This window comes from Sulfitobacter sp. UBA1132 (assembly GCF_002311545.1).
Classification (GTDB): Bacteria; Pseudomonadota; Alphaproteobacteria; order Rhodobacterales; family Rhodobacteraceae; genus Sulfitobacter; species Sulfitobacter pontiacus.
In genome coordinates, this window is sequence record NZ_DCAN01000004.1 from 107,038 (window position 1) to 119,200 (window position 12,163).

At 58.7% G+C, this 12,163-nt stretch carries 8 protein-coding genes; 4 read left to right on the forward strand and 4 right to left on the reverse strand.

Annotated features, from left to right (window positions below; translation table 11 throughout):
- Positions 1–53: 53 nt before the first annotated feature.
- The gene (locus B4F27_RS01465) at positions 54–1,145 is read left to right on the forward strand and encodes an acyltransferase family protein (RefSeq protein ID WP_286758670.1); all 1,092 of its coding nucleotides are present in this window, start codon (positions 54–56) and stop codon (positions 1,143–1,145) included.
- Here the strand turns inward: B4F27_RS01465 and B4F27_RS01470 are convergent.
- Entirely contained in the window at positions 1,117–3,195 is a 2,079-nt protein-coding gene (locus B4F27_RS01470; RefSeq protein WP_286758671.1) for a hypothetical protein, read from the reverse strand. The genes B4F27_RS01465 and B4F27_RS01470 overlap by 29 nt on opposite strands.
- Positions 3,196–3,377: 182 nt before the next feature.
- On the opposite strand from B4F27_RS01470, the gene B4F27_RS01475 reads away from it, so the two are divergent.
- On the forward strand, positions 3,378–4,673 hold the full coding sequence (locus B4F27_RS01475) for an O-antigen ligase family protein (RefSeq protein WP_286758809.1): 1,296 nt from the start codon (positions 3,378–3,380) through the stop codon (positions 4,671–4,673).
- Between the two features lie 122 nt (positions 4,674–4,795).
- The gene (locus tag B4F27_RS01480) at positions 4,796–6,547 is read left to right on the forward strand and encodes a type I secretion system permease/ATPase (protein ID WP_286758672.1); all 1,752 of its coding nucleotides are present in this window, start codon (positions 4,796–4,798) and stop codon (positions 6,545–6,547) included.
- 70 nt (positions 6,548–6,617) lie between these two features.
- On the opposite strand, the gene B4F27_RS01485 is transcribed toward B4F27_RS01480, so the two are convergent.
- On the reverse strand, positions 6,618–8,096 hold the full coding sequence (locus tag B4F27_RS01485; RefSeq protein ID WP_286758673.1) for an ABC transporter substrate-binding protein: 1,479 nt from the start codon (positions 8,094–8,096) through the stop codon (positions 6,618–6,620).
- A gap of 142 nt (positions 8,097–8,238) precedes the next feature.
- On the opposite strand from B4F27_RS01485, the gene B4F27_RS01490 reads away from it, so the two are divergent.
- Positions 8,239–9,510: an Hsp70 family protein gene (locus tag B4F27_RS01490; protein ID WP_286758674.1), complete on the forward strand. Its 1,272-nt coding sequence runs from the start codon at positions 8,239–8,241 to the stop codon at positions 9,508–9,510.
- Positions 9,511–9,515: 5 nt separating this feature from the next.
- Here B4F27_RS01490 and B4F27_RS01495 read toward each other — a convergent pair whose 3' ends face one another.
- Positions 9,516–10,796 carry an acetylornithine deacetylase/succinyl-diaminopimelate desuccinylase family protein gene (locus B4F27_RS01495; protein ID WP_180828468.1) on the reverse strand — a complete coding sequence of 427 codons (1,281 nt, stop codon included), beginning with the start codon at positions 10,794–10,796 and terminating at the stop codon, positions 9,516–9,518.
- A gap of 100 nt (positions 10,797–10,896) precedes the next feature.
- On the reverse strand, positions 10,897–12,147 hold the full coding sequence (locus B4F27_RS01500) for an aminotransferase class V-fold PLP-dependent enzyme (protein WP_286758675.1): 1,251 nt from the start codon (positions 12,145–12,147) through the stop codon (positions 10,897–10,899).
- Positions 12,148–12,163: the final 16 nt, after the last annotated feature.

The window sequence follows — 12,163 nt, forward strand, 5'->3', positions numbered from 1 at the left end:
ACTTTGACCGCACAAGTGACATGCCGCGGCCAAAGCAACTGCAGCCGTTCACCATGAAGAGACGCGCCAAGCCGCCCCGTCTGTCCGAGCTTGCCATCGGGCGGGACAACCACTTTAACCTCATTCGCTTTCTCGCGGCGGTGGCGGTGTTGGTCTCTCACGCGTGGCCGCTCGCGCTTGGGCGCGGCACGGTTGAGCCTTTGAAAACAGCGCTTGGCTATTCGCTGGGGGAGCTGGCGGTTTTTGTGTTCTTTGGCCTGTCCGGCTTTTTCATCGCGGGCAGCTACGACCGGCAGGGGTCTGCCTTGTCCTTTGTCACGGCGCGGGCCGCGCGTCTGCTGCCGGGGTTGGCCGTGTCCATCTTGATCGTGGCGCTGATCATGGGGCCGCTGGTCAGCGGGTTAGACGCGGGTACGTATCTGTCGCATCCCGATACGGCGCGGTTTATCGTGCAAAATATACTCTTGTTTAAACCACAATATACCTTGCCGGGCGTGTTCACGACGAACCCCTATCCCACCGTAGAGGGGTCGATTTGGACGCTCGCGCATGAGGTCGCCTGCTATGCACTTATCCTGTTCGTCGGCCTTGTCGGGGCCCTGTCCCGCCGGCGGGTGATGGCGGTGCTCTTGGCGCTATACCTGATTGCGTGGGCAGTCGCGCCGTATCTCGGCGACCTCATTCATCCGCGCCTACAGCAAACGCGGCTGCTGTCCTTGCCCTTTGTTTTCGGGGCCTCCTGCTGGATCTGGCGCGATTATATCCCCTTGCGGTGGCCCTTCGTCGTTGGGTTGATCGTCCTGACATGGGCCGTGCACGCTACGGTTTTTGCTTTTCCAATGCTTGCACTGGCTGTGACCTACACCAGTCTCTGGGCCGGGTATTGCAAGCTGGGCCCCCTGCTGATGTTCAATAGGGTCGGAGATTATTCATACGGTATATATATTTACGCGATGCCGCTGCAGGGGTTTGTGGTTTGGGTGTGGGGTGACATGACGCCGGCGCTGAACATTGCGCTGGCCTTGCCGTTGACGTTGCTTTGCGCGGTATCGTCCTGGCACTGGATTGAACGGCCCGCGCTGACCTTCGCGCGGGAGGGGCAGCGCGGGTCTTTGATCACGCGGAGGATAGCACCGCGCCGATAAAGCCGCTATCGCCCAATGTATTTCCCACAAGGTCGCTCCCATAGGGGGCCTGCGCGGGTGATACTTTGGGCAGATCGGACAGTGCGTCGGGGCGGTAGTCACCGCTGCCCGTGTTGCTGCCGGTGTGAGAGCGGTCGTCGACCCAAGGCGAGGCGATATGTGAAACCTCACCGATCGACGGCAGTTCCCCCAGCCACGAGGACGGGCCATAGCCGGGTTCATTACTTGACCCTGCGATTGCGACATTATGCGACCATCCAACCTTGTACCGCGCTGGCCAGTTGCCGGTAAGGGAGGTTTCGCCGGAAAATACATCGCTTTTGATATTGATGCGGTGAAACAGATTGTTCCGGAAAGAGCCCGACTTCGCCACGTTCTCGCTGCCGTCCAGATACAGCAAATTCGCGCGTTCCCCCGCGATGGTATTGTTGTGCACAACGATGTTTTGGGCTGCATTTGTGTCGCTGTCAGCGTTCAATCGCAGCGCCGCATTTGTGGAGCTCCCCCAGCTTTCCACGATGTTCCCTACAAAAGCAAAGCCCCGTTCTTTGATTTCGGCGCTTACGGAAACGATTGCATTGGTCGCGCTGCCATTGCTGAATGTGTTCCACCCTAAAAACGTGCCGGTCATGGCAGGCCGGTTGCCAATCGGCGCCCGGAGGGTAAATTCGTCAAGCCCCGAACAGCCGAGCGCCTGATAGGTGATTGTTCCGGCACAGCTTTTGCAGCCGATCGCGGTGACCATGATTGCTTCGGTCGAAAATGAATTACCCTGGTGTGGATCTTCGTTGGGCACGACGGAGCAGTTGATTTGTACAAAGCGCCCCACCCGGTAAACCCAAGCGCCGTAGCTGCCGAATCCGTTGGCGTCCCAAAGACAGTTCTTTGTTATCAAAAGATTGCCTGCCGAGTCCGCACCACTGTCCAGAAACACCGTGTTCGCCCCGCCTTTCTGCAAAGTGACATCACAAATCTTGAGGTGCGTTGGTATGCCGTTGAACCGATTGACTCCACCGTCCGTTAAGATCGTGGTATCCCGTTTGGACGGGTCTTCAGCCCTGATACACAAGGGCAGCTGTGCCGAGCGACCGGCAGCCTTGAAAGGCGTTAGGATATGCGCCCCCTCTGCCAGTAAAATCGTTCCACCCCCTGCATCATCCACCCGCCCAAAATGCGCGGCATTGAATTCCTTGATCGCGTTAGCCGCGGCCGCGATTGACGCAAATGGGGCGGCAATGGCATCTGCGCGCGAAGACGCAGCCTGACCCGTCGCATCGTCGCCCGTGGTTCCATCGACTTGGGCATAACATGCCCCATACCCGCCGCTCGTGTCGTTCAGCATCCGAAGCGTCGTCAGGTTGGGGGACGGATATTCATCGGCGTCGGCACTGATGGAAAAGGCGTCCCCCACCCATGGGTAGATGGTGGCATCTACAGTCAATAAATCCTCCTGGGCCAAGCCTAATAGATCAACCGTCGCTGCATAATGCGGAACATGGAGCCCCGACGCCTCAAATCCAAGACTGCTTTGCGACGACACAAGCTGCGATGCTTCGTTGCCAAGCGTATCGCGGACGATGAACCGCACCGCCGCGACGGGTTGCCCCTGTTGGGCATATGCGTGGGCAACTGCCAGCCTTAGTATATGTGCATCATCTTCTACCCTCTCACGGTCGTGGTTTAACCACATGGCAATAGGCCGGGGCGCTGGCCTTGTGCTGTGATTGATTGCACCGTTGATAGTATCGCCCGCGTAAACAAAGTCTGAACACGCGACTGTCTTGTCAGTAAAATTTGAATGATCTGGGTAGGGCTGCCTGACACGGCTGGTGAGCTGCACAACCGAAGCCTTGCTGACAGCCGTCGCCGCCGTATCAAAACCGCGCCGGTTCACGGTCACATTCCGCGCCTCGGAAGTGGTGGAAAACGACGGCATATCTCGGTGCTCGGCCCGCCAACCATCTGCAAGAATTTCCGTGACGGGCGAAATCTTTAGCGGCAGCGACCCCGCCATCGTTTGCCCCAGTTTCATGCCCAGTCCGAGTGTCATCTGCATAGTCCATACCTTGCGATCAGAATTCGTAGGCATCGATACATATCAACCTCGCTGAACCGTTGCATTCGCAGGGAAAGAGGCGGAGGGCGGGTTAATCTTCACGCAATATTAAATGTTCAGCCCAATGGTGGTGGCACCGCCGATTCTTCTTACGAAAGGACAGATATGATTTGGACGTGAACCATATATACGCGACGGACCAGCACCGCTCTCTCAAGCGCATACGGCTATATCATCAACAGCCGGTATCACGGGTTGTGCTCGTGTATTTCGGGCTCCTGCTGGTGCCCGTCGGCTTCAATTTAGGGTCGGTCTATATGACCGGGACCAAGGCGTTGTTAGCAGTGCTGATTATTCCGCTAAGTCTCCGCCTGTTTTGCGGCCACTTCGGGCGTGTTTTGTTGACAGATGTTCTGTTCTTTATGCATTTTCTCTGGGTTTCGCTGGCCTTGGCGGTCAACAACCCGGTGGAAGCGACCCAGAATGCAGGCTCAATCGGGGTCGAGTTTCTAGGCGGGTATTTGATCGGGCGCGCCTTTATCCGAGACAGACACAGCTTTGCCGCAGTGATTAAGATCCTCACAGGACTGATCGTGCTATGCTTCCCTCTGGCCTTGATAGAGTCGCAAAGCGGGACATCTGTTCCCATTGAGCTGTGGAAGATGACCGGGCTTACGACCCCGGTGGATCTGGCGATTGATCGCCGCATGGGACTGGAGCGGGTGCAACTTTCGTTCGAGCATCCAATTCACTGGGGCTTGTTTTGTACAATCGCGACGTCCCTGTACTTTATCGGACTGGCGGGACGGCACAGCTTGGGTCTGCGGTCTGTGGTTATGACGGTGATTTGCGCCAGCTGTTTCCTATCGCTGTCCAGCGGCGCGCTGCTGGCGGCAATCGTGCAGATAGGGCTGATATTCTGGAGCTTCCTATGTCGCAGGATCGGGCGACGATGGCTAATCCTCTCAACCTGTTTTGTTATTTTTTACGTCGTGATTGATCTGCTTTCCAATCGAACCCCGATCCAAGTTTTCATGAGCTATGCGACATTTTCTGCCGAAAGCGCCTATTGGCGGTCCGCTATTTTCGAATGGGGCATGACCAATGTCTGGAGCGCGCCTGTATTTGGACTTGGGCTAAACGATTGGCTCAGGCCGGTTTGGATGCACACCTCGAGTATCGATAATTTTTGGCTATTTATCGCGATGCGTTTCGGATTGCCGGCGTTCACTTTTTTGACAGTCGGCTATGGCTATGCGCTCTGGCGTGTCGGGCGCAAAGATTTCACCATGGATCGGACCCTAGCGGCGCTACGGCTAGGCTGGATACTCTGCTTTGCCGGGCTCACGCTCACGCTGTCGACGGTGCACATTTGGGGCAGCATCTATGGTTTCGTATTCTTCATATTTGGGGCAGGACTGTGGATGTTGGATGCGAAGCCGCGATCCCCGCAGAATGAACGTACAATTTGAAATATTGATCCTTTTCGGATTTGCCAATTTTTCCACTTTGTAAAGGAAATCACCCTACCACAGAAGTCAGGCCGCAGGGGGATGCCGGCCATGACGACTGATTGGTTTGGGGGAAGTGCAACGTGCAGACGCACAACATCTATGCCGCCGCGTTGCGATCACAGCTTGGGGGGATTGTGCTGCTTTTTGTGGTCAGTGGGTTGATCAACATCCTGCTGCTCACAGGATCGATTTACATGATCCAGATATATGACCGCGTTTTGCCTAGTGGGTCAGTGGTCACGCTGATGGGGCTCTTCGGAATTGTGCTGCTTCTCTATTGTTTCTTCGGGCTTTTTGACCTGATCCGGCAACGGCTTTTGGCCCGTCTTTCGGTGCGTTTGGACCTAGCGATTGGGGCTGAGTGTTTCGCGGCTTGGATCAGCAATGATGAAAAGAACAACGTACCGGCAAGCGCACAAGAGCCCCTGCAACAACTGGGGGACATTAGACGGCTGCTGTCTAGTGCCGCATTCGTAAGTGTCTGTGATATGCCGTTCGTGCCGATCTTTTTGCTGGCCCTTTACATCATTCACCCTTGGTTGGGGGCGATGGTTCTGGGCGGCGTGGCGTTGGCTTGTGCCGTGATGGCAACGGGCCGCTATTTGACGCGCAACACGATCAGCATCTCTGCAAATCAGGATCTTACCCTCGCTGATATGTCCTATCACAGTCGCCGTCTGGCGGAGCCGCTGCGCGCCATGCGTATGCAAGATGATCTTGCCACATATTGGCGTGGGCTTCAGCGCAGCAGTCTGGCGTGGCACCAGCGCCTGCATGCCCCGCCGGATGCGCTGGCATCGTTCAGCAAATCGTTCCGTCTGATGTTGCAATCCTCGATCCTGACAGTCGGGGCCATATTGGTCATTCAGGGCCAAATCTCGGCGGGGATGATTATGGCCGCTTCGATCTTGGCGGGGCGCGTTCTGGCCCCTATCGACCAGATGATCAGCGGCTGGCGGGGGGTTGCCTGCGGTTGGTCCGCGCACCGCCACCTGCACCGACATTTTTCACAGAATATCCCGGCGCGCGAGGGGGTTGCATTGCCTGAACCAAAGGGCCGGATTTCTTTCACCGCCGTTTCCCACGGGATCGAGGGGCGGGCGGAAAACGGGCTGAAGGATGTCTCTTTTGACCTGTCACCGGGGGATGGGCTGTGCGTGCTTGGCGGGCCAAATGCGGGCAAAAGCATATTGGCAAAACTGGCCGTTGGCGTTGCGGCTCCTACAACCGGTGAGGTTCGGTTTGATGCCGTTAACCTGGTCCGATGGCCTTCCGCGCAGATCGGCCCTGCGATCGGCTATTTGCCCGATACCATTGATCTTCTGCCCGCGACGATTTTCGATAATATTTCCAGATTTCGCCCCGATACCACGGGTGCGCAGGTGATCGCCGCTGCGAAGCTGGCCCGTGTACACCACGCCATTATGGCTCTTCCGGATGGGTATATGAGTGTTGTGAGCGGCGGTGGGGGATCCTCGTTAACCCAAGGGCAGATACAGCAGATCGGGCTGGCGCGGGCTTTGGTCTGCAATCCGGCGCTGGTTGTGATGGATGATCCGCTGCGGTCGCTTTTCAGCTGTCCCGATGCTGAACAGATCGTGGCAGAGGTCGCACGCCATATGCGTGATCGGGGTAGCACGGTGGTGATCACGGCGCGCCAGCCCTGTGCAATTTCGGCGTTGAACAAAGTGCTAGTATTGTCCGAGGGGCGGATAAGGCAGTTCGGCTTGACCAGTGATATCTTCGGGCGCGCTTTCCCTACGCGGGTGGCGGCGAAGGTTCAGACACTGCCGATCTTGGGCAATGGCACACCACGGGCGAGCGGGGGGTAATCATATGGTATAAAAAAGGGGCATTGCGCACGACCCAAGCCCCCTTCTATCGCTTTCTTCAAATGTCGCCCTATTCGGACCAAGAAACACCGGTAAGGTCGACAGCCTGCGTCGGGGCATTGCGCCAAAGGCCGGTCAGACGTGCCTTTGCAACGGACAGTGACGCCAGTTGGAACAGGAAACCGTTGACGTGATCTTGGGCGATCATGGTCTGCGCCTCGCCCAGCAACGCGTTGCGTGCTTCCGGGTCGGTGGTCGTGTTCAGCTTGGTCATCAAAGTCTGAAAATCGGGGTTGTCATATTGGAAATAGTAATCAGGGTTGGCGTAGATGCCAATATCCATCGGTTCGGTGTGACTTACGATTGTCATGCCGAAGTTCTTTCCCTTGAACACCGTCTCAAGCCATTGGGCCCATTCGACATTGTTGATCTTGGCGGTGATACCAACCTCGGCCAGCTGCGCGGCGATGATCTCTCCGCCGCGGCGGGCGTAGGAGGGGGGCGGCAGGTCCAGCGTGGTCTCGAACCCGTTGGCAAAGCCGGCTTCGGCCAGCAACGCCTTGGATTTTTCGATGTCATGCAGGCTCAGCGCGGTTTGATCGACATAGGCCGGGTTATGGGGCGCGAAATGCGTACCGATGGGCGTGCCGTATCCGAACATCGCACCGTCAATAATGGCTTGACGATCAATGGCATGGGCGACGGCAGCGCGGACCTTGGGGTCATCAAACGGCGGCTGTTTGTTGTTCATCGCCAGAATGGTTTCGCCCTCGGTAGAACCGACAAGCACTTGAAACCGCGGGTCCGCTTCGAATTGCGGCAGGTTCTCGGGCGCGGGGAAGCCGGCGAAGACATCAACATCTTCGGCCATCATCGACGCGAACGCGGCGGTCGGGTCAGAGATGAATTTGAACGTGGCGATATCCAGCGCGGCCGGGGTCCCCCAGTAGTTCGGGTTCTTCTCGATGCGGATATTGTCGCCCTGGGTCCAGCTGGTGAATTTGAACGCGCCGGTGCCGATGGGCAGTTGCTTGATATTGTCGATGCTTTCGGGTGCCACGATCACCGCGTCGCCCCATGCGAGGTTGAACAACAGGTTGCCGTCCGGCTCTGACAGTTTGATTTCGACGGTCGACGGGTCGACGACTGTCACCTCCGAGATCGCGCCAAACAGCGCCTTTTGGGCATTTGCACTGTCTTCGGCATTGATCCGGTCAAGCGAGAATTTGACGTCGGCGGCATCCATCGTCGTTCCGTCGTGAAAGGTCACGCCGCTTTGAAGTTTGAACGTATAGGTCAGGCCATCGTCAGAGATTTCCCACGATTGCGCCAGCCCGGGCACGACCGATCCGTCGCCCATAAAGCGGGTCAGCCCTTCGAAAACGTTGGAATAGAGCACCTGATCAATGGCCCCTGCCGCAGCGCTGGTCGGGTCCAGATGCGGTGGCTCAAGTTGCATCGCGACGGTGATGTCGTTTTTCGCGGCGACGCCGGTGGCCATCAGCGCGGCAGCGCAGGTGCCTAGAATACGTTTGCGAAGATGGGCCATGGGTGTCTCCTGTTGGCAATAAGGAAAATGTTAACCAGTTCTGTCAGGTTTGACCAGCGTCGGGATGCTGTCGCAATTATCGGTTGTACCCAGCCTGTGCGCGGTTTATGCGCCGTTTTTTGAGGTTTTGAAGGGGCGCGCCATGGCTACGATGTCACCCACTTTGGGTATCGATTTCGGAACGTCCAACTCTGCCGTGGGGTATGCAGTAGACGGTGTGCCGCATTTGATTAACGTCGAGGCGGAGCAGAACACGCTGCCGACCGCGCTGTTTTTCGATAATGAGGAAAAGCGGATCATCTATGGTCGCGGTGCCCAAGAGGCGCTGATCGGCGGCGACGACGGGCGCTATATGCGTGCGCTCAAAAGTCTGCTGGGCACGCCCTTGATGCGCGAAAGTCGGGTTCTGTTGGGCAAACGCATGGATTTCATCGCCATCGTGGCGCGCTTTCTGGCCGAGCTGAAGACGAAGGCAGAGCGCACCACCGGCCAGCAGTTTGATCGGGCGCTGTCAGGGCGGCCTGTGATGTTCCACAGTGCCGATCCGGCGCGGGACGCGCAGGCGTTGGTGGATTTGACCGAATGCTATATGCAAGCCGGGTTCAAACAGGTCCGCTTCATGCCCGAACCCGAGGCTGCGGCCCTGGCCAATCGTGCCGTGCTTGAGCCCGGCGATCTGGGGCTGATCGTCGATATCGGGGGCGGTACGTCTGATTTTACGCTTTTCCGGCAGGAAGGTGACGCGGGCATTCATATCCTCGCCAGCAAAGGGGTGCGCATTGGCGGGACCGACTTTGACCGCGAGCTGAGCCTTCAGCATGTGATGCCGCATCTGGGGATGGGCAGCCAGATCAAACATGTGTTCGGCGATGAAACCCACGCCGCCCCTCATGCGGTCTTTGCCGATTTGGCGACGTGGCAGAAAATCCCGTTCCTTTACACCCGCGAACAGCGTCGCGCGGTCGAGGATCTGGCGAAATACGCGGTAGAGCCGACGCTGCTGAACCGACTGCAGCGTGTGTTGGAGGATGAGCTGGGCCACGATATGGCCTTCGCGGTAGAGGCCGGCAAGATCGCGGCGAATGACCCCGATGCCAGCGCCCCGCCGCAGATCGACCTGAAGATCGTGGAGCGCGGGCTGACGGTCCCACTGCCACCGGCGATGATGGCGGCGAGTTTGGCGCAGATGGCGACCGAGATCGCGCAGGTTGCGACTGATCTGACGGCGCAGGCAGAGGTAAATCCCGACGCCGTGACCAAGCTGATCTTTGTCGGCGGGTCCAGCCTGATGGACGTGATCGACCGTGCCATGCGCGATGCATTTCCGCAGGCCGAACTGCACCGCGGGGCCGCGATGACCGCGATCGTCGACGGTCTGGCAATCGCCGCGCCACACGCCTTTGCTGAAGGCTGAGGGCCTTAGTCTTTCGGAAGCAGCAGCGTCTCCAGCGCGGCCCCCATCACGCAGGCGCTATCGACCATATCGTCGATGCCGATATATTCATCCGGCTTATGCGCCAGCTCTAGCAGGCCGGGGCCATAGGCGATGCAATTCTTGAGCTTGCCGATCCGGTCGATGTGTTTCTGGTCGTATGACCCGGGGGAGGCGACGTATTCAGGCGCTTTGCCCATGATATCCTCGATCGCATGGGCGACGGTTTGCACGACCGGCGCATCGCGGTCGGTCATCGACGGCAGGACCGAATTCAGCTCTGTCAGCTCGTAGTCAAAATCGACCCGCGTTTCGCGCAGACCTTCCAGCAGGGCGCGCACTTCGCCGCGCACCTGATCCAGCGGTTCTTCCAGCAAAAAGCGCCGGTCAATGGTGATGCGGCAGCTGTCTGGCACGCAATGGGCCGGTAGCCCGTCGAAATCCGGGTCGTTTTCCTTTTGCCCACCGTGGATCGAATTGATGTTCATCGTCGAACTACGCGCCCCTTCGGGGACCACGGGCATGTCTGTGTGACGGGCGGCCATGGCGGGGAACAGCTTGTTTTCGAACTCGGAGAGCACTGCGCCCATGTGGCGCACGGCACAATCGCCCAGAAACGGCATGGAGCCATGGGCGATCTCGCCCTTGGTTTCGATCTCGGCCCACCAGCCGCCCCGATGCCCCAAACAGATACGGTCTTTTTGCAGCGGTTCGGGGATGATCACATGTTGCACGCGGTCCGGGTTGAAATGCCCGTGCTCGGCCAGATAGGCGACACCGCCGTAGCCGCCGGATTCCTCGTCCGCTGTGCCCGAGATTTCGATTGCGCCGCTGAAATCGGGGTGCTGTTCGATAAAGGTCTCGGCCGCGATGATAGAGGCCGCCAGCCCGCCTTTCATATCGCAGGTGCCGCGCCCGTAAATCTTGCCGTCCGAGATTTCGGCCCCAAAGGGATCAAACGTCCAGCCGGCCCCGACCTCGACCACATCGGTGTGGCTGTTGAAGTGGACACATTCGCCCGCCCTGCGCCCTTCGCGGCGGGCGATGATGTTCCAACGGGGGTATTTCTCGCTATCGCCGGGGGTACCAAAGGCGCGGATCAGCTGCGTCTCGAACCCGTGCTTGCGCAGGCGGGTATCAAGGTATTCGCAGATCAGCCGATAGTCCTGACCCGGCGGGTTAAGCGTCGGGATGCGGATCAGATCTTGGGTCAGCGCGATCAGATCGTCACGCTTGGCGATAATGGCGGTAGAGAGAGTGCTTGTCATACCGCCATGTTTGAACGGGCGTTCATATATGGCAAGCGAAGTCTGCAGTTGCCCCGTCGGATTCGAGTTTATTTTGCAAAATGAAGCCGCAACCGGGCATTTATGCGGCGATGTCTTTCATCGCCGTGAGCAGGGCGCGGACTTCGTCCATGGAGTTGTAATGGCAAAGCGACACACGCACCGCGGCATCAAGCCCGAGCGGGGTCAGGATGTTGCCGGAGTAGTGATCCGCCTTGCGCACATGGGTCCGGATGCCTTGGGCGTTGAGTTGGGCCACGATATCCGCCGCGGGCAGGGCGTCGAGCGTGAAGGACACAAGCCCCTCGCGGTCGGGGTTGTCGGTGCCGCCCAGGATCGTGACGCCCGCCAGATCGGCCAATCCGGCGAGGTTTCCCGTGCCGAACAGCAGCGCATTGGTCAGCTGTTGTTCGTGGTCGTGGATCGCAGCGGCGGCGGCCTCTATCCGCGCGCGGGGGGCTGTGGCGTCTGACACCTGGCTGCCGAGCCAGTCGAAATAGCGCACCACATCCGAGAATGTCGCATAGGCGCCCGTGTCACGGGTGCCCATTTCCCAATTCCCTGCGGGACCGTTCGCCAGTGTCTCGATCGGCAGCGCGGTAAGACGCTCGGACGCCCAGGCAATGCCATAGCCGTGGCGCGAGAACAGTTTGTACGGAGAGATGACATAGCCGTCGATGTCATAGCTGGAGATGTCGATATGCCCGTGGCTGGCGTGCTGGATGCCGTCGACAAAGATATAGGCGTCGGGGGCGATCGCGCGGATCGCGGCGCTGATGCCCGCCACATCATTGGCGATCCCCGTCACGGGGGAGGTGTGCAGGATCGTGGCAACCCGTACCTCTGGGGTCATCAAAGCTGCGTAGGCGTCGGGCGTAACCTGACCTGTCGCGTTATCGTGGGGCACGCTGATATAGGGTTTGCCCGCCACATTGGCCCAGTGTTGCGCCGCGCTGCGCGAGGCGGGGTGTTCCACGGTGGACCCGATGACGGCACCCGGGGCGCTGCCCATGACTGCTGTCCGGATCAGGCGGAACGACAGCTCTGTCCCGCTTTCGCCGACAAAGAACTGCCCGTCAGGCGCGTTGAAGAACAACGCCATATCGGCGCGGGCCTGTTTGATGATATCGACCAGCGCATGGGACGCGGGGTTGTCGCGCCCCTGATTGTCGGGGATGGCGGCGAATTTGGTCGAGGTCTCGACGACCGTGGTCAATGTCAGCGCGCCGCCAGCGTTTTCGAAAAACACGCGCGGTCCCTGGAACGGGCAGCTGTCAACATGGGCAAAGCGGTCGCGGATTGCCGACATGAGTTTGGTATCTTCTGTGAACATTATGCGGCCCTGCTGC